Origin of the sequence: Brucella sp. IR073, from assembly GCF_049065735.1 — a bacterium.
Lineage (GTDB): Bacteria > Pseudomonadota > Alphaproteobacteria > Rhizobiales > Rhizobiaceae > Paramesorhizobium.
In genome coordinates this window covers 489,523-512,430 of the sequence record NZ_JBAKHD010000001.1, presented here as the reverse complement: position 1 = coordinate 512,430, position 22,908 = coordinate 489,523, and the positions used below count along the sequence as shown (strand labels likewise).

Genomic DNA, 22,908 nt, shown 5'->3' with positions numbered 1-22,908 from the left:
GCAAAAGCGCACCCGTCACCACCCCCATCCGCCCGCTGACGCGGGCACCTTCCCCGCAAGGGGGAAGGAGGGCGTTGGAAAAACAAACACCCCCGCAATCTTCCGCCGCCATTGCGGCACCAGCGCCGAGGCCATCACACGATGTCCTTCATAAGCGTGGATGAAGCGATCACCCGGCGCGAGGATGCCCAGATGCTTGGCGGCGACGCGGGGGCGCCAGCGGAACACCAGCAAATCGCCCGGCTCCATCGCCTCGACGGGCCTCTCCAGCATATGCCGCCGCGCGGCGTCGAGCATCGGGTCGGTATCGCCCGCCGCCTCGGCCCAATCAGGCGCGTAGGTGGCGGGGGTTTCCGGCTCCGTGCCATAGAGCGCGCGCCAGACGCCCCTGATAAGCCCCAGACAATCGCAGCCGACGCCTTTCATTGAGCCGCCATGGCGATAGGGCGTGCCGATCCAGCTTTCGGCTTCGTGCAAGACTTTCAAGGCGATCATGGCACCAGCGGGCCTCCGTCAAACTCGTCGTCGCCGCTGACATAGGCGTAGGCGGCATCATTGCCGGGCAGATGCGGGAAGCCGCGATAGTTGACGGCGTTTGCGAATTTCGCCCTGCATGTCGCGAAGCTCTTGTCGCAGCCGGCGATGACGCGGAACGTATCGCCGGCTTTTATCGCGGCGCCCGGAATGTCGCGCAGCGCGAGCCGGACCGCGCCGCCGGACGAGACATGGCTCACCACCACCGCCTCGCGCCCGGTATTCGCGCCGCTCGACCAGCGCAGAATGCCATTGGCGAACCAGCCGGGCTGGAAGCCGCCAAGGCCCGATGCGGTGAAGGCGGCGTCACCGGCCTCCGTCACCGTGCCCGTCCCACTAAAGCGGCCATCGCTGGCGTTGACGCGGCAGCGCCCGTCGCCCACCTCCGCATCGCAGGCGCGCATGATGCGGCGGCCGCGGATCATGTCGAGGGCGGCGGCGCTGCTTTTGACTTCCGCGACGAACCTGCCATCCGCTTGCGTGATCTTGCCGATGCTCGAGCGGCGCAGCAGAACGCGCTCATCCGGCGCAGACCAGTTGACGAGCCAGGTCTCCACCGCCGCGCCGTCATAAAGCCCGCGCTCGATGTCAGCCTTGTCGATGGCAGCCGAGGACAGCGCGCCCTCGATTTCCGCGCTATCAACCGACAGGCCCAGCGCCGCACTCGCCTCGCTGCCGCTCATTCCCGTTTGCGGCTCGCAGGCTACGCCGGAGACTTCAAGCGTCCTGTCATGGTCGGTGAAACCAAGCGCCACGCCATCCTCACGCCGGATAATCCAGACGAAACAATGGGTTGTGACGTTTCCTCGCAAATGGGATTCAAGGGGTTGAGGGATGGGGATCATGGCCAGATCTTTCGTTCAAACGCAGGGAGCAACGGGCTCGCGCCCTCCCTCCCCCTTGCGGGGAGGGTGGCCCGAAGGGTCGGGTGGGGGTGGTGACGTTTGCGCGAATTCGTCAGCAAAAGCGCCAAGCGTCACCACCCCCATCCGTCCGCTAACGCGGCCACCTTCCCCGCAAGGGGGAAGGAGGGCGCGAGCCTGTCAGGCGCTTCGGCTCAGCTTTTCACTTCAACAATCGGAATCGACGGAATCTCCCCCGCCTTGAACGTCGCGATGCTGGCGGTGAGGCGGTCGGTGTCGAAGCGCGCGGCGACGTCGAAGGTGAAATCCGCCGTGATCGGCGCGCCGGCAAGCGGAATGGCATCGGGCGCGAAGGTGACAATCCCGGTGAAGCTGTCGATGGTGAAGGCCTCGCCCTCGATCATCTCCACGCCATGCACCTGCACCTTTACCGACCCGGCCACCGGCTTGCCGATGGGGCGCAGATAGGCATACGCGCCCTCGCCATAGCGCTTGACGAGCTGGAACCTCGCGGTCACGCCATCGCCCGTGCCGATCAGTTCCCCCTTCGCCATATGGTCGAACGGGTCGCGGAAGCGGAAGGCGTGGAGCGAGCCGCGCCTAGCCTCGAAGAAGGCGAGCACCTCGGTCAGATCCTCCAGGGAGCGCAAGCCCGTTCCCGCGTCGAAATGGCGGCGCGACTGCGCCCAGCGCGCATTGCGCTTTTCATGGCCTGATGTCAGCGTGACGATCTCGTTGCGCCATTCCGGCCCGCCCGTCGCGCCGAAGGAGACGCCGAGCGGAAAGCGGACATCGTGGAAGGAGGCGATCTGGGGCATGGTTTATAAGCTCCTCGATCCGCGCCGGGCCGCCCGCGCCAGCATGCTCGATACCTGCGCTTCCGATTTGCGGAAGGAGGCGGCGTCTGGGGTCGAGACGTTGAAGACGACCTGCATAGGCTTGCGCCCCCCGCCCCCAGCCGCCACGCCCAGACGCCCATCCGCGCCGCGCGCCAGCGGCAGGATGGCTTCCGCCCCCGCCTCGCCGGTCAGGCCCAGCCCGCCATTGCCCATCCCGAAATAGGTGGGGCTCGAGACGACGCCGCCCTTGGCGAAGGGCGTCACGCCGCCGAGACCGCCGAGCAAGCCGGAGAAGAGCGAGGACATCAGGCCCTGCAACGGCTTCATCCCCGCATCCAGCGCGAGCCCGGCGAGATTGGTGGCAAGCCCGCGCAGCACATCGTCGAGCCCACGCCCGCTCACCGCCGCGCTTTTCAGCGCCGCCGTCAGGCTTGAGCCGAAGCGGTCGGATTTCTTTTGCAGATCATCGAGCGCGCGGTCGAAGGCGCTGGTGTCGGCGTCAACGGCGACGGTGACGTTTTCGTTGTCGGGCATGGAGTGCTTCCTGTTCTGTCGGAATTCCCCCTCACCGTCCGCTTCGCGGCCACCTCTCCCCCGCAAGCGGGGGCGAGGAGCGCCAAGACTTGAAGCGCTCGCGCTCCTCTCCCCTACGTAAGTGGGGGAGAGGGGACCGCGAAGCGGACGGTGAGGGGGATTGCGCTGTCATATGCGATTGTCGGCCAACGGCGCTCTGTCTCACCCATCGGGGAAATTCCGCATCAAGGCTTCCAGCGCCTCGCGCGAGGGTGCATTCGCCTCGCGCTCGCCAAGGCCCAGCGCGGCCGCCAGCTCGCGCGGCGTCATGGACCAGAAGTGTTTGGGAGAAAGCCGCAGATGTCCCAGTCCCGCCCGCATGGCTGCCGCCCACGGAAATGCAGGCGCTGAATCAACTGCGGCCCTCAAGGGTTTGGCGGAGAATCGCTTTCCGGTTTCGGGGCGGTGCCGAAGGTCGCCGTCAGCAGCTCGCTGACGATGCGGGCGTAACCCGCCGCGCCGCCCTCGGCCCGCATCTCGGCCACGTCTTCCTCGGTGAGGGTGTGGCCGCCGCCGCGCAAGCCCGCCGTGATGATACGGATCATGTCGCGGGCCGACAGCCGGGCGGAGGAAAAGCGGGCGATCAAGGCCGTCAGGTCCTCGGCCTCGAAGGCGGCTTCGAGTTCCGCCAGCGCGCCCAGGGTCAGGCATAGCACCCATTCGCGCCCGTCGAGGTGAGCGGCCACCTCGCCGCGATGCCGGTTCACCATCATGCGATTTCTCCGAAGGTAATGACGCCTGCCGATTCCAGCGCGATCTCGAAGGTCACTTCGGCATCGTGATTGCCGCCATATTCGAGGGCGGTGATCTGGAACAGGCCGCTCAACGTGCCGAAATCCGGAAGGATGATCTGCCAGTTCAGGATATCACCGTTGAAGAAGGCGGCGCGGATGAGCGCGTCGGAGGCGGCGTCCTTGAAGATGCCGGAGCCGGTGACCGACGCGCGCTGCACGCCGCTGCCGCCCAGCAACTGCCGCCACCGCCCGGCGGCGTCGGCATCGGTGACGTCAACCGTCTCGGCATTGAAGGCGATGCGCTTGGCGCGAAGCCCCGCGCAGGTCTCATATCCCCCGCCCGATCGGGCGAGCTTCAGCAATATGTCCTTGCCACGCTGGGCGGCCATGGGGGTGTTCTCCTGATTTTGTGGAAGGGTTAAAGGCTCGCGCCTTCCCTCCCCCTTGCGGAGAGGGTGGCCCGAAGGGTCGGGTGGGGGTGGTGACGTTTGCGCCACGGTCGTCAGCAAAGCGCCAAGCGTCACCACCCCCATCCGCCCGCTCACGCGGGCACCTTCCCCGCAAGGGGGAAGGAAGGGCGCTAAACCACCTCCGTCACCGCCCGGTAGCGCAGCAGCCCATGATAGCCGTCCTGCTCGTCCTCATTGCGCGCCTGCTGGTATTGCAGGGCGAGGCTGACGAGCCGGTGGCCGTTCAGCGTCGGGGCGGAATCGCGCAGGCGCGCGGCGATCATCTCCATGATCTCAAGCACCTGCTTGCGCCCGCCGGCGCGGGACCAGACATGAATGGTGAAGAGATGCTCGTCGCCGCGCTCCGTATCCGTGCTCCAGTCATAGACGGCGGTCTGGCCGAAGGTGACATAGGGAAAGGAAGCGGACGCGGCGATGTGGTCATAAATCTTCGGGCCGCCGAGCTTCGCCCGCAGCGCAAAATCGTCCAGAAGGGCGAGGTAGATCGCCTTCTGCAGTTCCAGGCTGGCGCTCGTCATGGCGTTTCTCCTTCTCAACGGTGGTTATCCCGCGCCAGCGCAAGGCCCGGATCAGGCCATCCGTTGTGAGGCGCATGGAGAGTTTCATCGCCCCTCCTCCCGGACCCGGCAGAGGCAATAGCGCCCGCTCTCGTTTGGATCGTGGACGGTGAGGATGGTGAACACCCGCTGCCCCTTGCGCAGCCGCATGCCGCTGGCGATATCGTCGCGGAAGCGCAGCGTGATGCGGTGGGTGATTTCCTCCAGCGGCTGCTGGCCGAAAGTGCGGGCGGTGTCCGAGACGGGCTCGATGCGGCCCCAGAGGGTGGCGATTTCCTGCCAGTCCTCGGTATAGCCGCCAATGCCATCGGGGACGGGCGCCAGCCGTTCCAGCGCCAGCTCGCTCGAGAAGCGCCCTGCATCGATGAAGATCGTGTTCATAGCGACACCCTGCGCCAGACCTGTACCAGCCGGTCGAAGGCGGGCGGGAAGGAGACCGGCTGCGCCTCGCCGTCAAACGCGCCGCGGAACTCGTAGAGATGCGCGGTCAGCGTCAGGATCGCATGCTTCAGGCCGTCAGGCACATCCGCGCCCGTATCGCCGAAGCCGGCGGTGAAGTCGATCTCCAGCCCGCCCAGGGAGGAGGAATCGGTGCGCTGGCTTAAGTAAAGCCGCTGCGGCCGCGAGCCCTGATGGAGATGCCGCTCGCCGGGGACGATGATGACAGGCGTGCCATCGGGCCTGTAGGCGCGGACCTCCGTCACCTCGCGTATGGGATAGCGATAGAGCGCGATGCGCCCCGAGCGCGGCCAGCGGTCGAGGTGGAGCCGCCAGGTCTGGGTGATGAGCGCCAGCCCGGCCTGCGTTTCCACGGTCTCCCGCGCGGTGCGCAGAAGCTGGGTGATAACAGCGTCCTCGCTGGCGGCGGAGGTTTTCAGGAATGCGCGCGCCTCGGCGAGCGTCACCGGCTCCACCGCCGGCGGCGTGATGATGTGCATGGTCATGGGGAGGTCCTTGAGGGAATGAAAACCGCAGATGGCAGCGCTCTACGTCGCCCCCCTCTGCCCTGCCGGGCATCTCCCCCGCATGGGGGGAGATTGGCCTTCATCAACGATGGCGCTTAATTCTGCGACGGTTACGATTGGCGAAGGCGGAACTGACAGCCGATCTCCCCCTTGCGGGGGAGATGTCCGGCAGGACAGAAGGGGCGCTGTCCCGCCGACGTCTCTTTATTATTCACCCGCCTCAAGCCCCACCTTCAACAGCTTGATCGCGTCGAAATCCTGGACGCCGCCGCCGACGCGCTTGGTGGTGTAGAACAGCACATAGGGCTTGTGGGAATAGGGATCGCGCAGCACACGCACGCCGGTGCGGTCGACGACCAGATAGCCGCGGGCGAAGTCGCCGAAGGCGATGGGGGTCGCATTCGCCGCGATGTCGGGCATGTCCTCCGCCTCGACCAGGCGGAAGCCCATCAGCGAGGCGTTGGCGCCAACCGCCGCCGGGGGCTGCCAGAGATAATTGCCGTCGCGGTCCTTGAGTTTCCTGAGCGCGCTCTGCGTCTTGCGGTTCATCACCCAGCTGGCGTTCTGACGGTAGCCGGATTTCAGCGCATAGACGAGATCGATCAGCACGTCCGAAGCGTCGTCAGCCGGCAGTCCGCCGGCAACGCCGGTGATGATATGGCCGAGCCTGCCCCATTGCCACTGCGCTTCGGCAATGGTCGGATAATCAAGAAGCCCGCGCGGCTTGCTGTTACCGTTGCCCGAGATGAAGGCCGCCCCCTCCTGCTCGGCGAAGGCGGTTTCCACCTCCGACGAAATCCATTGCTCCACATCAACAGCCGCGTCGTCGAGCAGCGAGGCGGTGGCGGCGGGCATGGCGTAGAGCTCCATGGTCGGGAATTGCAGCTCGGCGAGCATGGCCGTGGTCGTTTCCGGACGGGGATCGGTTTCACCGACCCAGCCGACCGCGGGGCCGCTGACCGAGAACGGCTTTTTCAGCACCGCGCCCGAGACCTGCCGGACGCTGGCGATGGAGCGGATCGGCGAGAGTTTGGCCAGCCGCCTGCCGATTTCGGCCTCCAGCTCCGCCGGCACCAGATAGCCACCATCGGCGTCGGAGTGGTAGGAGTGGGCCTTGGCTTCGATCCCGCGCAGGGCCTGCTCGTCGCCGCGGCGGACATAGCTGTCGAAGGCGTTCTTGTGCTCCAGCGAAGCGGCCGGGCTGACGCCGCCGCCCAGCGCCGGGCGGCTCTGTTTCAGCAGCATCTGGTCGAGCGCCTGCTTCTGCTCCTCCAGGCTGCGGTTGATGCGCTCGACCTTCTCGACCGTCAGCACATCGGGGCTCATGCGCTTTTCGATCGCGCCGAGCCGCTCGTCATTGGCTTTTTTGAACTCGTCGAAGGCCGACATGAATTCGTCGAAGGCGTCGGCCACGTCATGGCCGCTGCCCAGCGCCTTGACCTCGACACTCTTCGTCTCGGGGGCGGTGCTCATTTCTTCCTGCATCGGTGTTTCCTTCTGGTTAGAACTTCTTCGCGGCGGCGCGGATGCGCCGGGCTAGGCTTGGGAGGTCGGGGAGCCTCCACCGCTTGACGCTGGCGATGCGCGCGGCGGGGAGCATGGGGAAGGTGACGACGGAGATTTCCCAGAGGTCGGCCTCATGAATACGGCGGATACCGCTGCGGGCGTCCTTGCGGGCCCTGACGGCGCGGAAGCCGATGGATAGCCCGTCGATGGCGCCGGAGCGCATCAGCTCCAGCGCGTCACGCGCTTTTGGCACGCCCTTGGCGAGACGCCCCTCGACATAGAGGCCGCGCGCGTCCTCGCGAATGACGGTCCACACGCCGATGGGCTCGCCCGCATCGTGCTGCCACAGCATGCGGATGCCGGACACGCCGCGCGCGTTGAGCGATTTGGCGAATGCGCCACGCTCGATGATATCCTGTCCCAGATCCACCTCGCCGAACAGGCTGGCATATCCCGAGAAGCTGCCGTCGGTGTCGATCTGCTCCAACGCTATTCCGGCCCGTTTGGTCTCAGTCACGTTCATTGAGTTTCCTTTCGGCAAACCGGGTGAAGATGCCGAGCGCCGACCATGCGGCGAGGCTGGCGGCGGCGGAGCCCATCAGCATCAGCTCGGTGTTGCCGAGCATGCCTGATATTGCGAGCTGTTCGGCAAGCTTCACGCCTGCCGCGCCGCCGAAGACGAGACCGCAGATAATGCCGACCGCAAAGCGGATCGCCGCCTCGCGCTTGCCCTTGGGCAACACATAGGCCAGCGACACGGCGGACCCGGCGACAGCGCCCGCCGCCTTGGCCAGCCATAGCCATGCGGTGTCGCCCATTTCCTGGAAGGCGGTCATGGGTGTCTCCATTGATGCGTTGGATGGGCGAGCGCTGGCCGGCTCGCGCCCTCCCTCCCCCTTGCGGGGAGGGTGGCCCGTTAGGGTCGGGTGGGGGTGGCGACGTTTGCGCTACAGTCTCCAGCATAGGTACAACGTCACCACCCCCATCCGCCCGCTAACGCGGGCACCTTCCCCGCAAGGGGGAAGGAGGGCGCTCAATACCCCACCGCCTGCCGCTTCTCCTCGTCCGTCAGAAACGCCGCGCCGGATATGCGGGCCCACAGGGCGTCGCGTTCTGCCGACAGGCCCTCGATCCGGTCGAGGTCATGCTCTAGCCTGAGGTCGCCGCCATAGAGCGGGCCGAGCCAATTGCCGAGGGCTTTCGCGGTGCGGGCAATCAACGGCAGCACCGTCAGGCGGTAGAAGGCGCGGTTGGCTTCGGCGTAGTTGGCGTAGGTGTTGTCGCCAGGGATGCCCAGGAGCATCGGCGGAATGCCGAAGGCGAGCGCGATGTCGCGGCTGGCGGCGTTCTTGGCCTCGATGAAATCCATGTCGCGCGGGGAAAGGCCCATCGCCTTCCAGTCGAGCCCGCCTTCCAGCAGCAGGGGCCGCCCTGCCCCGGCCGCTCCGGTATAGCCTTCCTCCAGTTCCGCCTTCAGCCGGGCATACTGGTCATCGCTGAGATTGCCGCCGTCCTTGGGCGCATAGACCAGCGCGCCTGACGGACGGGCGGAATTGTCGAGCAGCGCCTTGTTCCACGCGCCCGCCGCATTGTGAATATCGAGCGCCATCAACGCCGCTTCCAGTGGCGCGAAGCCGTAGTGATCGTCGAGCGGGTGGAACAGCCGCAGATGCAGTGCCCGCCCTCCATCAGGCCCATCGAGCGGCACGGTGCGTTTGACCGCGCCGCAGCGATAGGTGAGCGCCTGCGGCCAGCCATCGGCGTCGGTCTCGACGGTAACGCGCTCGGGCCGCAGCAGATGCAGCTCCCGCGCGCCGCCCGGCGTTTCGACGCGCTCCACATAGGCGTCGCCGGAGAGGAGCAGATGGCCGTAGAGCATCTCGAAGAAATCCGCGCCGCCGCTGCTCCTGTTAGGTCTGGCCAGGAGGTCGAGCAGCGGATGCGCCTCGTGCTCGCGGGCATTCTCGTAGAGGAGCCACGGCACCGCGCTCGCCGCCTCCGCAATCATGCGCACCGCGCGATGGGCGACGGGGTTGCGCATGAAGCCCTCGCGGGCGAGCGTGGTGTAATCACGGGCAATCCACGAGGCACGGCTTTCCATGTGCAGGGCGACGAAGCCGGTGGCGGATTTGGTTTCGGTGCGCGTGAAGGCGTTCGCAGCGCGGCGGCGCCACGGCCAAGGGATGGGCATGGGGGTGGTTTCCTTTGTTTGGGACGTTGGCGGGCTTGCGCCCTCCTTCCCCCCTGCGGGGAAGGTGCCCGCGTTAGCGGGCGGATGGGGGTGGTGACGTTTGCGCCAAGGTTTTCAGCAGAAGTGCAAGCGTCACCACCCCCATCCGTCTGCTCCGCAGCCAGCGCTTCGCTATGGCTTCGCGCGTTCGTCGCTGGGAAAGCCAAATCGTTGGCTTTCCCCCGGCCTTCGGCCGATCGCTCTTCACTCCCCGCAAGGGGGAAGGAGGGCGTCGCGCATTTCACTCCACCCGCCTGATCCGCGGCACCTTCTCCCGCCCCAGCATCAGCTCGTTCAGCGCCCAGACCAGCGCGTCGAGCCGATCCGGCGAGCGGCCATTCGACAGGCCGCCCGGCGCGAAGTCGCACATCTCATCTTCCAGCGCGGGAAACCTTGCCGCATGGCGAATGCGGCCCTGTTCGTAGAGCGCGGCAACGGGTTCGGCGCGCAGCCATTTGCCGCGCATGGCGCGCACGGCGCGGACCGGGACCGTGTGGTCTTCGGCTGATATCACCGCCTTCACCATGTCGCCGCCCTGGTTGACCTCTGCGATGATCACATCCGCCTCCAGCCGGTGGTATAGCGCTATGGCGGCGCGGGCCCATTGATAGGGCTTGGCTTGGGCAAGGCTGCCGTCCGCCAGCACCCAGCCGAAGCCGTCATGGTCGATCCCTGCCGCAACGATGCCGCAGGCGTCGGAGCTCTTGCCGGAGCTCGCCGGCGGGTCGATGGCGACGACGATGCGTTTCAGCGGCGGGACCTGGCTCATAACGGTTCCCTCGATCAGCCCGCGCGACCAGAGCGCGTCGGCGCGATCCTCGATCATCTCGCCGTCCAGCTCCTGCCGCCCGAGCCGCGAGCCGCCATAACGGCCCTCGATCATCGCCATGAAGCCGGGCGCGAGATGCGCGGCGTTCTCCGCCGTGCGCATGCGGGTCACCGGCACGGATTTGTCATCGATGAGCGCGCGCAAGAGGGCGACGGGGCGCGGCGTGGTGGTGACGACGGCGCGGGGCGCCTGCCCCAGCCTGAGGCCGAATTGCAGCATGTCCCAGGTTTCCTGCGGGTGCTTCCACTTGGCCAGCTCGTCGCACCAGGCGGCGTCGAATTGCGGCCCGCGCAGGCTGTCCGGGTCCTCGGAGGAAAAGAACGAGGCCACCGCGCCCGAGTCCCAAACGAGCCGCCGCCGCGTGGCCTCCAGCCGGGGGCGCTCGGCGCGCGAGACGGCGAGGATGCCCGAAGGCCCCTCCACCATCACCTCGCGCACATCCGCCAGCGTTTCGCCCACCAGCGCGATATGGCCGCTTTTCCTATGCGAGAAAGGCGCAAGGCCCATCGCCATGCCGGCGGCCCATTCGGCTCCGGCGCGGGTCTTGCCCGAGCCGCGCCCGCCCATGATCAGCCATGTGCGCCATGGCTGGCGCGGCGGCTGCTGGGCGTCACGGCCTTGGATGAGCCATTCCCTCGCCAGCGCGATCCGCGTCCCCTTGGTCAATCCCGCGGTGAATAATCTCAGCTGCGCGGAGCGTGGCAAGTTCGTCGATCCTCCTGTCGATGAGCGCGAGCGCCTCGCGCAGTTCCGCCGGCTTGATCTCCGCCGGAGCGGCTTCCGCAGGCCGCATGTCGCTCTCGCGCTCGAGATCGACGATGGTTTTCAGCGCCTTGGCGAGCGAAACCAGCGCATCCACCGCCCCCTTGTCCGGCACCTTGCCGCCCTCGGTCAGGCGCATGAGCTCCGTGCGGATGCGAGCGAGGATTTCCTCCATGTCGGGAAGGCGGTCGGCGCGTTCGCCCGGATCGTGATCCAGTCCCAACCGCCGCAGGCCGCGCAGATAGGTGGATTCCTTGATGTTGAGCAGCGCGGCGATCTCGACATGCGGCACGCCGTATTTTAGCACAACGCGATGACCCGCATGGATGCGGGCAATGGGAGTGAGGGGCATGGAGATGTCCGGTTGGCCGCCCTCCTTCCCTCTTGCGGGGGATGAGGCGCGTTCGGTCGCAGGCCGAGGAAAAGCCAACGATTTGGCTTTTCCAGCAACGAACGACCGCGTTAGCGGGCGGATGGGGGTGGTGACGAATGCGCTTGCTTTGAAGATCGTAGTGCAAGCGTAGCCACCCCCATCCGTCTGCTCCGCAGACACCTTCCCCGCAAGGGGGAAGGAGGGGCGTTGGCGCTATCAGCTACACTTTTCCGACGATAGCAAAAACCTACCAAACCACCGTCACGCTGTCAAGGACTTTTTTCCTACCTCGAATATTTTTTCATATGTCACACGTAAGGAATTTAGTTACCCTGTGTCCGTCCCGCTGCTTGCCTTTTTATTCAAATGCGACACACTCCATGGCGGCGGCGCGATGATTGAAGAATCTGCGCTCGGTCCAAGGCGGAGATCATGCGCAATTCCCCTAGAAAACCGCGTAAAGCGGCGCAAAGACCGTTCCGCAGCCCGCGGCTGATCGGGCTCGACGCATGGGTCGACAGCGCGCTCTACAACACGCGCTTTGCGCTGGCCGAGTTCTGGGAGAACACCACCATCTTCTTCCGCCGCTTCCGCGTGCGCGGCTTCAGGCGTTTTGTGGTGGAAGTGCTTGACGAAGGCTTCACGCTGGGCGTCGGCGGGGCGGTGCTGATGCTGGCGCTGGCACTGCCGGCATTCGAGGAGACCAGGAAGGACTGGCGCGCACAGGACGATTTCGCCATCACCTTCCTCGACCGCTATGGCAATGAGATCGGGCGGCGCGGCATCCTGCACCGCGATTCGGTGCCGATCGACGAATTGCCCGACCATGTGGTGAAGGCGGTGCTGGCGACCGAGGACCGGCGTTTCTTCGACCATTTCGGCATCGATTTCGTCGGCCTTGCCCGCGCCATGTCGCAGAATGCGCGCGCCAATGGCGTGGTGCAGGGCGGCTCGACCATCACCCAGCAGCTTGCAAAGAATCTGTTCCTCTCCAATGAGCGCACGCTGGAGCGCAAGATCAAGGAAGCGTTCCTGGCGGTCTGGCTCGAAATGAACATGAGCAAGAAGGAAATTCTCCGGCTCTATCTCGACCGCGCCTATATGGGCGGCGGCACGTTCGGCATCGCGGCGGCGTCGGAGTTTTATTTCGGCAAGAATATCAAGGACGTGTCGCTGGCGGAGGCCGCGATGCTGGCGGGGCTGTTCAAGTCGCCCACCAAATATGCGCCGCATGTCAACCTGCCGGCGGCGCGCGCGCGCGCCAATGTGGTGCTCACCAACATGGTGCAGGGCGGCTTCATGACCGAGGGCCAGGTGGTCGCCGCGCGGCGCAATCCGGCCAGCGTCGTCGACCGCGGCGAGAATGAAAGCCCCGATTATTTCCTCGACTGGGCGTTCGAGGAGGTGAAGAAGATCGCCGGCGACCTGCCGACGCAATCGCTGATCGCGCGCACCACGCTCGACCGCAACGTCCAGCGCGCCGCCGAGGAGGCGATCGAATTCCATCTGCGCCAGTACGGCAAGGAATATCACGTGACGCAGGCAGCGACGGTGGTGCTGGCCAATGATGGCGGGGTGCGCGCCATGGTGGGCGGGCGCGACTATGGCGAAAGCCAGTTCAACCGCGCCACCAAGGCGTTGCGGCAGGCGGGCTCCTCCTTCAAGCCCTATGTCTATGCCGCCGCCATGGAAGCCGGCATGACGCCGATGACCATGATATCGGACGCGCCGATCAGCTGGGGCGCGTGGTCGCCGCGCAATTACGGGCGCTCCTATGCGGGCCGGGTGAACCTGACGACGGCGCTGGTCAAATCGCTCAACACCGTGCCGGTGCGGCTCGCCAAGGATCATTTGACGACCGCTCCCATCGTCGCGCTGACCAAGGCGATGGGGATCGAATCGCCGATCTCCTCGCACAAGACCATGGTGCTCGGTACCTCAGGCATGACCGTGATGGACCAGGCAACGGGCTTCAACGTCTTCGCCAGCGGCGGCATCGCCGGGACGCGCCATGCCTTCACGCAGATCCTGAATCACAAGGGCGACGTCCTCTGGGACTGGAGCCGCGACGGGCCGGAGCCGAAACGTGTGCTCTCGGAAAAGGCGGCGTCCGAGATGAATTCCATGCTGGTGCAGGTGCCCGAATGGGGCACGGGACGGCGCGCGGCGCTGCCGATGACGCGGGTGGCGGGCAAGACCGGCACGACGCAAAGCTATCGGGACGCCTGGTTCGTCGGCTTCACCGGCAATTACACGGCGGCGGTGTGGTACGGAAACGACAATTTCACCCCGACCAAGGAGATGACCGGCGGCATCCTGCCCGCCATGACATGGCAGCGCATGATGAACTACGCGCATCAGAACATCGAGCTGAAACCGATCCCCGGCATCGACAAGCCCTTCCCCGATCCGAAGCTCGTCGCCAAGGCGGAGGGCGAGGAGGGCGATGGCGCGCAGCACGACAGTCTCGCGGAACGCCCCCGCGTGCTCTCCAGCGCCACCACCCGCGCCCTGCGCGAGCTGAACCAGCATTTCCGAAACGCGCCGCTGCTGACAGCGCCTGCCGGGCGGACGAGGGTTTCGGCGTTGTGAGATGATAGCATTGCAGACACCCCCCTCTGCCCTGCCGGGCATCTCCCCCTCAAGGGGGGAGATTACGCTCCCATCGACGCCCGGTATCAATCCCCAACGTCGCAAGGCAGGTGATGAAGCCTATGTCAGCCAATCTCCCCCCTTGAGGGGGAGATGCCCGGCAGGGCAGAGGGGGGTTCTTCGCGCCATCGTCATGGATCCTCGGGTCAAGCCCGAGGATGACGAGTGAGGGGGAGCATGCTCCGCACCCTCCTCCCCACGGCCCTGACTCTCCTCGTCGCCATCGGCGGCGGGGTGGGGAGCGTTTATTATGCGCTGAACCGCGAGCAGGGTTTCGGCGCGCTTCATGCGGGTCAATGGACCGCCTATCCGGAAGCGGGCACGCGGGAGGCCGATCCCTATACCAAGGCGCGGGAAGCGCGCAGCGGCGCGCTGGAGCTGGGCGCGGCGGAGGGCGTGACCTTCCATGCCGTCCGCGACGCGCAGGGGCACCCCTTGCGGGCCAATTGCACCTACAGCATCACCGGCGATACGCCGCCCGCCCGTTTCTGGACGCTCTATGCCGCCGACCGCTCGCTCTCGCCCCTCCCCCCGCCGCCGGGCATGCAGCCGGCGCTCCATTCGCGCGAGCTGCTGCGCCATCAGGACGGCAGCTTCATCATCACCGTCTCGCCGCAGGCCCAGCCCGGCAACTGGCTGCCCGTATCCGGCTCGGGGCCGTTCGTGCTGGTCATGACGTTCTACGACACGCCCATCGCCAGCTCCACCGGGCTTTCCGATCTCACCCTGCCCTCCGCAAGCCTCGTGGCGGGCGAAGGAGGCTGCCATGGGTAGGCTCGCCTACGCCCTCGGCCTCGGCCTCATCGGAGCGGGGATCGTCCATATCGCCGTGCTGCTGCTCGTGCCCGTCTATTCCGACCGCAATGCCTGGAGCCGGATTACGGCTGAGGGCGAAGCCTACCGGTTCCATGTGCTCGATGCGGGCAAGGATGGCGGCTTCCACGACCCGCTCTTCCAGCTCGCCGCGTGCCGCTTCGATCTCGCCGATGGGCCCGTGCAGGTCACCGCCACCGGCAATGTGCCGTTCTGGTCGGTCTCGGTGCATGGCCGCAATGGCGAGACGCTCTACAGCGTCAACGACCGCGCCTCGACCGACGGCAAGCTCGACCTCGTCGTCGCCAACCGGCTGCAGATGGTGAATTTGAAGAAAGACCTGCCGGAAGAAGCCGCCGATTCCATCCTCGCCGAGGAGGACATGCGCGAAGGCTTCGTGCTGATCCGCGCCTTCTCGCCGGACCCGACCTGGATTCCATCGGTGCGGGGGTTCCTGAACGAGGCAGGGTGCGAGACGCTGCCGGTGTGATGCCGCGCCCTCCTTCCCCCTTGCGGGGAAGGGAGGGGCGGCACCATGGTTAACAACTTTCTAAGTCTTCCGCGCTAATTTGAGGGAAAGGAGCGCATTGCGCTCCATTAAGATTGCCGTGTTGTTCGGAGTATCTGCGTGACAAACGATGAGTTCCGCGCCCTGGAAACCCTTCAGGCAAGCGGCTGGGTGGATGGCGGAAAGGCCGACGATCTTCTTTCCGCAGCCGTCACCGCGTTCACCGCCATCACGCGCCCGGCCAGAAGCGATATACAGCAGCTCGAAGATTTGGCCCTGCCGCTTCTCGAAAACGCCACCGCGCGGGGCAAACGCCATGCGGCGGCGGTGCTGGCGCAACTGGACAGCGCGCCGCGAAAGCTGGTGCTGGCGCTTTGCGCCGAGGCCGTGGAAATCGCCGCGCCGCTCTTGCTGCGCTCAAGCGTGCTGACGTCAAACGATCTGGTTGACATCATCGGAAAACACGGCCTCGCCCACGCCCGCGCCATCGCGCGGCGACCGGAGGTGGACGGCATCGTCGGGAGCGTGCTGGAGAGCTTTGCCGACCCGGCGATTGACAGGTCGCTGGCGGTGCGGCGGGAGCTCGCAGACTCGGAGCCGGATAGCACCCCCCTCTGGCCTGCCGGCCATCTCCCCCACAAGGGGGGAGATTACGCCCTCGTAGACACCCGACGCCAATCATCGCCGCCGCAGAATATGCACCTAGAGCAGTCCCAGCTAATCTCCCCCCTTGTGGGGGAGATGTCCGGCAGGACAGAGGGGGGTACTGTCCCGCCAACCTATCCAATGGAAATCGACAAGCGCGAAGAGCAAGCCCCCTCGCCCGCCGATTCCATGATCGACACCGCGCTTCTCATCGACCCCCTATTCTTCCGCAACATGCTGGCGGACAGGCTGGGTGTCAGCTTCGAGCAGGCGCAGGCGATCATCGGGAAATGGCCGGATTCGCGGCTGCCCATCGCGCTGAAGGCGCTGGGGCTTTCGGCGCAGGATTGCTATCTTGTCATGACTGCTGTGCTCGGCCCGATCAGCAGCGATCGGCACAGCCTGCGGGATTTCGTTTATTTCTACCGCTCCATCGACCGGGAAACGGCGCTGCAGCTCGTGCGGCGCGGCAAGGCTGGCGAGATGACCGCCCTCTTGCGGCAGAAGCTGCGCGAGATGGCGGCAGAGGACGACGAGCCCGTGCTCGACGCCGCCAACAGCGACGGAATCACACCGTTGAAGGCGGCGCGGTAGTTTATTGTGGCGGCGCTTCGGCCAGCTTGGCGCGCTGCGCCGGGAAAAGGCCGAGCACCAGCATGCAGCCGAGAATGATCACCCCTGCGCCGACGAATTGCAGCGGCGACAGCGGCTCTTTCAAAAGCAGCGCCCCGACCAGCACGGCGACGATAGTGACGGCGAATTCGACGCTGATCGCCTTGGTCGCGCCGATGGAGCCGACGAGGCGGAAATAGAGCACATAGGTGGTGGCGCTCATCACGCAGGCCGAGATGAGCAGGTACAGAATATCGAGCGGAGCCGGAATGCCCGGTACCGGCACGAGGGCGAGAAAGGGTGCGGCGATGAGCCCGCCGAACAGGAACGAGCCGATGGTAACCTCCCACGGCCCCGCATGTCTCAGCTTATGGCTGGCATAGTTGCTGCCGAAGGCCGCCGAGAAGCAGGCGGCGAGCGTGGCGGCGCAACCGAAGATGAACTCGCCCGTCATCGGCACCGCCGGAAAGCCGACGAGCAGCACGATGCCCGCCACGCCAAGAATGAGGCCAACCAGGCCGCTCAGCCGCATCCGCTCCAGCCCCCAGATCTGGCTGATGACCATGGAAAAGAGCGGGATGGAGGCAACGAGAATGGCCGCCATGGCCGTTCCGATCAGCGGCGTGGCATAGGAAAGCCCGAGCAGCTGGCCTGCGACCGTGGTGGCGCCGACGACGAAGAACGGCACCCAGCCCGCGGAGAAATCCAGCCGCCGCCCCATGGCCCGCGCGATCACGAACAGCGTCGCGCTGGCAATGAGCGCGCGGATCGCCACCGCGGCGACGAAGCCGAAGGCGGCGACGACCTTGAGCACCACGAGAAAAGACATGCCCCAGGCAAGGGACAGAAAGACGTAAATTGCGAGATCGCGGGGCTTCATGGCGGGAATCACATGGCTTCGGTACAGCCGCTTTCCATACAGGATCGGCAGCGCCCCGGCATGCGGGAAAACGACGCTGGCCCCACGTGCTGTTATTCCGGTTTGTCCAACGGAATCAAGCCTAGAATTGTTTCAGACGGAATCACTCGAAACCGTCCTAAACCGTTGTCGCCATGGACATGTTGAGGCATGGATTCCTGTGACAAGCACAGGAATGACGGAAGTGGGGATGGCTGTTCCTCAACGAGAAGCGTTGTGCATGCTGCGGGGTTGAGGATTACCAGCGAAATCAAAACAATCCGTCATTCCTGTGCTTGTCACAGGAATCCATGCCTCAACGTTGCCACCGACACGAGGGTGAAGACATGCGTATTGCTTCCGTCTCAAAACGGACTGTTCTAGAGAACCACGACCGGAAACAGCTGTTTCACCGCAACGACGCCCTCGATCTCGACCAGCCATAAATCCGGGTCGAAGCGTGTTTCGCTCCGCAATTTCTCGTCCGCTTCCCATTCGGGCAGCCCCTCTGCGATGCGTGTGAACACGCGCTCATCGGGCTTCGCCGCGTCATAGGCGATTTGCGGCGCTGGACCGTAAAGATCATATGCGCCATCCGGCCTGCGCAGCTTGATGAAGATCGCCCCCGCCTCCGCCGAACCGCGCCGCGCCAGATGCGCAAAGCCACCCTCGCCGTTCACGCGGCGGATGAGGGCGGAAACCCAGAAGTCGGAGGTCAGGCGCAAGAACAGTCCTTTCAGTAGGCCGGCCACGATTGCCCCCTTACCCTTACCCTCTCCCCGCAGGCGGGGCGAGGGGGGACATCAGCGTTGCCATCTCTTTTTCTTCCCCTGCACCTGGCAACAAGAACAAGATGAAACGGTCGTGTCCCCCTCTCCCCGTTCTTTACGGGGAGAGGGTAAGGGTGAGGGCAGCCTCGCAATTATTCAAGAATGGAATTATTGGTCGAATGGCCGATGACCTCTACGATCAGCATCTGGCCGAATTGGAAAAGGAGAAACACAATGGCCGGTAGACATTCTTTCGCGGAGCTTCGCGCTCGCATGTCTCCCCAGATGCAAGCCGAAGCAGCAGCCGAGGCCGAGAGACTTGGCGACGAGATGAACCTCGCCGAACTGCGCCGCGCATTGAAGCTATCTCAGGCAGAGATCGCGCAGATGCTACAGCTTACACAGGGCTCGGTCGCGAAGATCGAGAAGCGCGCGGATATGTATGTCGGAACCCTGCGCCGTTTTATCGAAGCGATGGGTGGCGAGTTGGAGATTGTCGCGCGCTTCGCGGACCATACGGTGAAGATGAGGAATTTCTCGGATTTGTCGGAGAATTCCTGAATTTCTGAGGCACCCTATCGGACAGCCTCGACCGGCCCAGCAGGGCCACGCGCCGAAATTTCCGACAGGACGAGCGAGACAACACCTGCCAGACAGAAACCGGAAGCCAGATTGAGAGGGGTGCCATTATAGAAGTGGCCCATGCCGACCGCAAATAGGGCAGCGACGAGGCTCGAACCGGAGGCGATCAGCGATGCCCCCAGTCCGGCGACTTGGCCAAGCGACCGCATTGCCATGGCGTTGAGGTTTCCGAACAGCACGCCGGTTGCGAAGAAGGCGGCAAATCCCGATACCATGAGGACAGCAAGCGGCAGGCGCCTGTCCCAGGATAATACCGCGAGCAGCATCACCAATCCCGCCATGCTTAATCCGATGAAGGCCGCGCGGGCCATGGCGTCCATGCCGAACCGCTGCACGAGCCTGGCATTGAGGAAGGAGGCTAGCCCTATGCTTGCGGCGAGGACGGCGAAATAGAACGGGAAGGTCTCTTCGATACCGTAGGCGTCGAGGAACAGATCGGCAGCCGTGCTCAGGTAAAGCAGCTGCGCGCCGAAAACGAAGCCCGTCGCCGCAATCAACAGTACCACGCGCCGATTGCCGAGGATGCGAAGTCCATTCAGGATCAGGAGCCTCGGGCGGAACGGAATGCGGCGCTCTGGTGGCAATGTTTCGGCTTGGCGCAGCACCAGCCACAGGCCGGCCAGGCATGCCGTTGCAAGGTAGAGGCAGAAAATGCTGCGCCATCCGCCGATGGCGATCATGGCTTGCCCCAAGACCGGCGCGAGCATCGGCACCAGAATGAACAATGTGAACATGAACGACATCACGCGCGCCATGGCATCGCCTTCAAACTGGTCGCGAATCATGGCGCGGGTTGCGATTTTCGGACCGGAAACCCCGACACCCTGAAGGAAGCGCCCGAGGATCACCATTTCCAGCGATCCTGCCAGCATCGCAATCATCGTTCCGGCGCAGTAGACCGCGAGGCCGAGGAGGAGAGCCCGCTTTCTTCCCATGGCATCGGAGAGCGGACCGAGCAGCAATTCCCCGAACACCATGCCAAAGATAAAGAGGGAAATGACGTGCTGGGTGGAAAGCGGCGAAGAGATGCCGACCTCCGCGCCGATTACACGCAGTCCCGGCAGCAAAGCGTCGATGCTGATAGAAGTAAGAGAGGTCAGCAGGGCATAGAGAACGATACGTTCGCGGAAGCTGGTCGAGATGGTCATGGTGTCCCCCCGATCATTATTCTCGTCCTCGGGTTAAACCCGGAGGATGTCCCGAGAATCTACCGTGGGCCTGGAGTGCTGCTGTTTTGATGAATCGCCAAGCGTCCTCATTCTGGCGGTTCCATTGAAAAAGAAGCACCCTAACTTATCAACCCGATCTCCCGCATCTTCGCAATCAGCTCCGCATCCACCTGCCCCGTCACCTTCAGCCGGAACAGCTTCTGGAACTCGCGGATGGCGTCTTCGGTGGCTTTGCCGGGGACGCCGTCTACGGTGATGAGGTCGTTGCCGAAGGCTTTCAGCCCGGCCTGGACCTTGATGATATCCTCCGAGGACACCGAGAACGAAGCCGGCATTGCCGGCTGCGGCTGGGGTTTCAACGGGGCCTGCGGGCGCTGCGTGGCGGTGGCGGTGGTGGTGGTGCGGTCGATCTCCTGCTCGGCGCGCTTCGGCCTCGTGCCGGGGATGACGATGGGCGATTCCGCCTGTCCTTCCACCGGGGAAGGCGCGGGCGCGATGCCTGCCCTCGCCTGCACGTCGCGCCAGGTCTCCAGCGCCTTGCGGGTCTGCGGTCCGGGCACGCCATCGACCGGGCCTTCATAGAAACCGAGCGCGGCGAGCTTCTGCTGCAGCTTTGCCACTTCCGGGTCGCCGCCCGGGCCGAGCGTGATTGCGGGGGCGGGCATTTCCGCCGGGACCGGCGTGGGCGCGGGGGCAGCGGCCTGGTTTTGCTCAACGGCGGGAGCAGCCGGGGCGGCGGACGCAGGCGCTGCCGCCGCTCTCTCGCCGATCAGCGTATGGACACGCGGCGAAGGCTTGTAGACCAGATCGGGCCGGGTCTTGAAGAACACGCCCTGATGCGCCTCCGGCTGGTACCAGAGCGCATTGGCGGAAACGAAGCCGAGGGTGACGAGAAAGGCAATCGCGCCGCCGGTGGCCACCGGATTGCGCGCAATGAAGTCGCCCGCCACGATGGCCATGGCGGAGACGGTCGCGAACAGCGCATCGACGATGCGGCGGCCGAGGCTACGCCGTTTTGCGGGTTTGCGCATAGACCTCCCCCTGGCTGTCGTTTTCGCTTGCTTCATGACGCCTTTCCGCCTGGATGCGGTGGATGTCGATCACCGTTCCGGCTTGTTCCTTCTGGTTTTGGGTTCGATGCGCCAGCGGTCCGTCGAGCGGCAGCCGGACCGTGACGATGGTGCCCTCGCCCTGGCGGCTGGCGATTTCCAGCGCGCCTTCGTGGAGGTCGACCAGCCCCTTGACCAGCGACAGGCCAAGGCCGGTGCCCTCATGGGCGCGGGTATAGGCATTGTCGAGCTGGGTGAACGGGCGGCAGAGGCGGGCAAGATCGTCAGCCGCCATGCCGATGCCGGTATCGGAGACCGAGAAGACCAGCATGCGCTGGCCGCGCATATCCTGCACCCCGGCGTCTATAGTGACGCAGCCCCCCTTGTCCGTGAACTTCACGGCATTGGAGACGAGGTTGAACAGGATCTGCTGCACCGCGCGCCGGTCGGCGACGAGATCGCCGATATTGGCGTTGATGCGCTCGCCGAGAATCACGCCCTTCTGCGCCGCCTGACGGCCCATCACGCCGCAGCACAGATCGACCGCCTCGCGGAACGGGAAGGCCTCGGGGAAAATGCGATAGGCGCCGGATTCCAGCTTCGACATTTCCAGTATGGCATTGACCACGTCGAGCAGATGCGTGCCCGCCTGATGAATGAGGCCGACATATTCGCGCTGCGTCTCGTTCTGGAAGCGGCACGGCATTTCATGCAGCAGCGCGTCGGAGAAGCCGATGATGGAGTTCAGCGGCGTGCGCAGCTCATGGCTCGTCGCGGCAAGGAAGCGGTTACGCGCGAGTTCCAGGGCTTCGGCCTCTTCCCTGGCCCGGGCGAGTTCTTCGCGGGCAGCCTCTTCCTGCGAAATATCGCGGGCGACAAGGGTGAAGCCGGCAATCGCCCCCTCCTCCCGCGCGGCGACGGCGTTGATCAGGAAAGGACGGAACGCGACCGAGCGGACGCCGGTTTCCGGATCGACATCGACACGGCGCAGCCGCACCGGGACATGGGCGGCGCGCCCCTCTTCGCGCAGGTCGGCGAGAAGGCCCATATAGTGCACGCGGTCGGAAACATGGACGCGGTCGAGAAGCTGGGTGCCCTGCATGACCTGCCGCGGCACGCCGAAGAATTCCGGCGCCTGCGGCGAAAGCGATTGCACCACGCCATCGGGTGAAAGGCGGATCACCACGCCATCGATGGCGTTCTCGATATCGCTGCCGGAGGCGGGCGTAGCCTTCTCAGCCTTCGCGCCGAGGATGGCCGTCGCGCGAATGAGGAGCGAAGCGGCGTAGGCGAAGATGAGACCCGCGGCCATCGCCATGGATGCAGGTGCGGAATTGGGAGCGTGAGCGAGAAACAAGGCCAACACCAATGCGCTGGCCGCGAAGCCGGCATTCATGCCGCGCGCGGTGCGGGCGATGAACCAGCATTCGAACGGGATCGCCGATGCCATGACCCAGAGCGCGGGGTTGGCGCCGGTATTGAAACCGGCAAGGCCGAGTCCCCCGCCATAGACGGCAAGCCCCGCGACGGCGACGAGCCAGGAACGGGACGAAAGCGCGGCGAGTGCGCAGAGGATCATCGCAACGCCGGCGAAGATGGCGAAGGCCAGCCCCGCTTCCAGCGGTCCCTTGACCGCGCCGCTGACGACAAAGGCGGCCAGCAGCGCGAAAGGCATGGCCCAGAACGCGGCGATCAGGCGCCGCAGCGCGGCATCGCCCGCGGGCGCCCAGCGGCGGCAAAGACTATCGGACATGCGTGCACAGCCACGCGCGAAAGCGCCTGCGAATTCATGGGATTTCAGAAGGATGGCGTGCACTCTGCCGTACTCACTACAATGCGTTTTGTGCTCGCCGGTCTCCCCGCCAGCACCCTGAACAGATGCTTGAGACGATTCCGGCTCTATGCCGGAGATTGG

General features: G+C 65.3%; 26 protein-coding genes. 5 read left to right on the top strand and 21 right to left on the bottom strand.

Annotated elements, in window-relative coordinates:
• Positions 1-15: 15 nt before the first annotated feature.
• From ACOWVG_RS02545 to ACOWVG_RS02470, 16 genes are all read right to left on the bottom strand, one after another.
• Positions 16-495 (bottom strand): NlpC/P60 family protein, encoded by a 480-nt coding sequence (locus tag ACOWVG_RS02545; RefSeq protein ID WP_420959910.1) that lies wholly within the window; start codon positions 493-495, stop codon positions 16-18.
• Positions 492-1,379 (bottom strand): DUF2163 domain-containing protein, encoded by an 888-nt coding sequence (locus ACOWVG_RS02540; protein ID WP_420959909.1) that lies wholly within the window; start codon positions 1,377-1,379, stop codon positions 492-494. Before ACOWVG_RS02540 ends, ACOWVG_RS02545 begins: the two co-directional genes overlap by 4 nt.
• Before the next feature lie 212 nt (positions 1,380-1,591).
• Positions 1,592-2,215: a phage distal tail protein, Rcc01695 family gene (locus tag ACOWVG_RS02535; RefSeq protein WP_420959908.1), complete on the bottom strand. Its 624-nt coding sequence runs from the start codon at positions 2,213-2,215 to the stop codon at positions 1,592-1,594.
• 3 nt (positions 2,216-2,218) lie between these two features.
• The gene (locus ACOWVG_RS02530; RefSeq protein WP_420959907.1) at positions 2,219-2,770 is read right to left on the bottom strand and encodes a phage tail tape measure protein; all 552 of its coding nucleotides are present in this window, start codon (positions 2,768-2,770) and stop codon (positions 2,219-2,221) included.
• 201 nt (positions 2,771-2,971) lie between these two features.
• Positions 2,972-3,178 carry a rcc01693 family protein gene (locus ACOWVG_RS02525; protein ID WP_420959906.1) on the bottom strand — a complete coding sequence of 69 codons (207 nt, stop codon included), beginning with the start codon at positions 3,176-3,178 and terminating at the stop codon, positions 2,972-2,974.
• Complete coding sequence (locus tag ACOWVG_RS02520; RefSeq protein ID WP_420959905.1) at positions 3,175-3,522, bottom strand: gene transfer agent family protein; 348 nt, start codon at positions 3,520-3,522, stop codon at positions 3,175-3,177. Before ACOWVG_RS02520 ends, ACOWVG_RS02525 begins: the two co-directional genes overlap by 4 nt.
• On the bottom strand, positions 3,519-3,932 hold the full coding sequence (locus ACOWVG_RS02515; RefSeq protein ID WP_420959904.1) for a phage major tail protein, TP901-1 family: 414 nt from the start codon (positions 3,930-3,932) through the stop codon (positions 3,519-3,521). The genes ACOWVG_RS02520 and ACOWVG_RS02515 overlap by 4 nt, the downstream gene beginning before the upstream one ends.
• Positions 3,933-4,123: 191 nt before the next feature.
• Entirely contained in the window at positions 4,124-4,531 is a 408-nt protein-coding gene (locus tag ACOWVG_RS02510; RefSeq protein ID WP_420959903.1) for a DUF3168 domain-containing protein, read from the bottom strand.
• A gap of 84 nt (positions 4,532-4,615) precedes the next feature.
• Positions 4,616-4,951, bottom strand: coding sequence for a phage head closure protein (locus ACOWVG_RS02505; RefSeq protein ID WP_420959902.1), 336 nt, complete (start codon positions 4,949-4,951; stop codon positions 4,616-4,618).
• The gene (locus ACOWVG_RS02500) at positions 4,948-5,514 is read right to left on the bottom strand and encodes a head-tail connector protein (protein ID WP_420959901.1); all 567 of its coding nucleotides are present in this window, start codon (positions 5,512-5,514) and stop codon (positions 4,948-4,950) included. Before ACOWVG_RS02500 ends, ACOWVG_RS02505 begins: the two co-directional genes overlap by 4 nt.
• A 228-nt stretch (positions 5,515-5,742) precedes the next feature.
• On the bottom strand, positions 5,743-7,020 hold the full coding sequence (locus ACOWVG_RS02495; RefSeq protein WP_420959900.1) for a phage major capsid protein: 1,278 nt from the start codon (positions 7,018-7,020) through the stop codon (positions 5,743-5,745).
• Positions 7,021-7,036: 16 nt separating this feature from the next.
• Positions 7,037-7,564: an HK97 family phage prohead protease gene (locus tag ACOWVG_RS02490; RefSeq protein WP_420959899.1), complete on the bottom strand. Its 528-nt coding sequence runs from the start codon at positions 7,562-7,564 to the stop codon at positions 7,037-7,039.
• Positions 7,551-7,877: a DUF6107 family protein gene (locus ACOWVG_RS02485; RefSeq protein WP_420959898.1), complete on the bottom strand. Its 327-nt coding sequence runs from the start codon at positions 7,875-7,877 to the stop codon at positions 7,551-7,553. The genes ACOWVG_RS02490 and ACOWVG_RS02485 overlap by 14 nt, the downstream gene beginning before the upstream one ends.
• A 197-nt stretch (positions 7,878-8,074) precedes the next feature.
• A complete protein-coding gene (locus ACOWVG_RS02480) occupies positions 8,075-9,232 on the bottom strand; it encodes a phage portal protein (RefSeq protein ID WP_420959897.1) in 1,158 nt (385 codons plus the stop codon).
• A gap of 280 nt (positions 9,233-9,512) precedes the next feature.
• Positions 9,513-10,748, bottom strand: coding sequence for a DNA-packaging protein (locus tag ACOWVG_RS02475; RefSeq protein WP_420960160.1), 1,236 nt, complete (start codon positions 10,746-10,748; stop codon positions 9,513-9,515).
• Positions 10,711-11,214 carry a hypothetical protein gene (locus tag ACOWVG_RS02470; RefSeq protein ID WP_420959896.1) on the bottom strand — a complete coding sequence of 168 codons (504 nt, stop codon included), beginning with the start codon at positions 11,212-11,214 and terminating at the stop codon, positions 10,711-10,713. The genes ACOWVG_RS02475 and ACOWVG_RS02470 overlap by 38 nt, the downstream gene beginning before the upstream one ends.
• A 453-nt stretch (positions 11,215-11,667) precedes the next feature.
• On the opposite strand from ACOWVG_RS02470, the gene ACOWVG_RS02465 reads away from it, so the two are divergent.
• The 4 genes from ACOWVG_RS02465 (at position 11,668) to ACOWVG_RS02450 (ending at position 16,447) form a co-directional block, all read left to right on the top strand.
• Positions 11,668-13,827 (top strand): transglycosylase domain-containing protein, encoded by a 2,160-nt coding sequence (locus ACOWVG_RS02465; RefSeq protein ID WP_420959895.1) that lies wholly within the window; start codon positions 11,668-11,670, stop codon positions 13,825-13,827.
• Between the two features lie 237 nt (positions 13,828-14,064).
• Positions 14,065-14,661, top strand: a complete 597-nt coding sequence (locus ACOWVG_RS02460) for a DUF1214 domain-containing protein (RefSeq protein ID WP_420959894.1) — start codon at positions 14,065-14,067, stop codon at positions 14,659-14,661.
• Positions 14,654-15,190 (top strand): DUF1254 domain-containing protein, encoded by a 537-nt coding sequence (locus tag ACOWVG_RS02455; RefSeq protein WP_420959893.1) that lies wholly within the window; start codon positions 14,654-14,656, stop codon positions 15,188-15,190. The genes ACOWVG_RS02460 and ACOWVG_RS02455 overlap by 8 nt, the downstream gene beginning before the upstream one ends.
• 138 nt (positions 15,191-15,328) lie before the next feature.
• A complete protein-coding gene (locus tag ACOWVG_RS02450) occupies positions 15,329-16,447 on the top strand; it encodes a DUF2336 domain-containing protein (RefSeq protein WP_420959892.1) in 1,119 nt (372 codons plus the stop codon).
• Between the two features lies 1 nt (position 16,448).
• Here the strand turns inward: ACOWVG_RS02450 and ACOWVG_RS02445 are convergent, their stop codons facing one another.
• Both ACOWVG_RS02445 and ACOWVG_RS02440 read right to left on the bottom strand, forming a co-directional pair.
• Positions 16,449-17,345, bottom strand: coding sequence for a DMT family transporter (locus ACOWVG_RS02445; RefSeq protein ID WP_420959891.1), 897 nt, complete (start codon positions 17,343-17,345; stop codon positions 16,449-16,451).
• A gap of 398 nt (positions 17,346-17,743) precedes the next feature.
• Positions 17,744-18,088, bottom strand: a complete 345-nt coding sequence (locus ACOWVG_RS02440) for a DUF1491 family protein (protein ID WP_420960159.1) — start codon at positions 18,086-18,088, stop codon at positions 17,744-17,746.
• 279 nt (positions 18,089-18,367) lie between these two features.
• Between ACOWVG_RS02440 and ACOWVG_RS02435 the strand changes: the two genes are divergently transcribed.
• Positions 18,368-18,694, top strand: coding sequence for an XRE family transcriptional regulator (locus ACOWVG_RS02435; protein WP_420959890.1), 327 nt, complete (start codon positions 18,368-18,370; stop codon positions 18,692-18,694).
• Positions 18,695-18,708: 14 nt separating this feature from the next.
• On the opposite strand, the gene ACOWVG_RS02430 is transcribed toward ACOWVG_RS02435, so the two are convergent.
• The 3 genes from ACOWVG_RS02430 to ACOWVG_RS02420 all read right to left on the bottom strand — a co-directional run bounded on the left by ACOWVG_RS02430 (position 18,709) and on the right by ACOWVG_RS02420 (position 22,746).
• The gene (locus tag ACOWVG_RS02430; RefSeq protein ID WP_420959889.1) at positions 18,709-19,923 is read right to left on the bottom strand and encodes a multidrug effflux MFS transporter; all 1,215 of its coding nucleotides are present in this window, start codon (positions 19,921-19,923) and stop codon (positions 18,709-18,711) included.
• A 140-nt stretch (positions 19,924-20,063) separates the two neighbouring features.
• Entirely contained in the window at positions 20,064-20,975 is a 912-nt protein-coding gene (locus ACOWVG_RS02425; RefSeq protein WP_420959888.1) for a peptidoglycan-binding protein, read from the bottom strand.
• Positions 20,950-22,746, bottom strand: coding sequence for an ATP-binding protein (locus tag ACOWVG_RS02420; protein WP_420959887.1), 1,797 nt, complete (start codon positions 22,744-22,746; stop codon positions 20,950-20,952). Before ACOWVG_RS02420 ends, ACOWVG_RS02425 begins: the two co-directional genes overlap by 26 nt.
• Between the last annotated feature and the right edge of the window lie 162 nt (positions 22,747-22,908).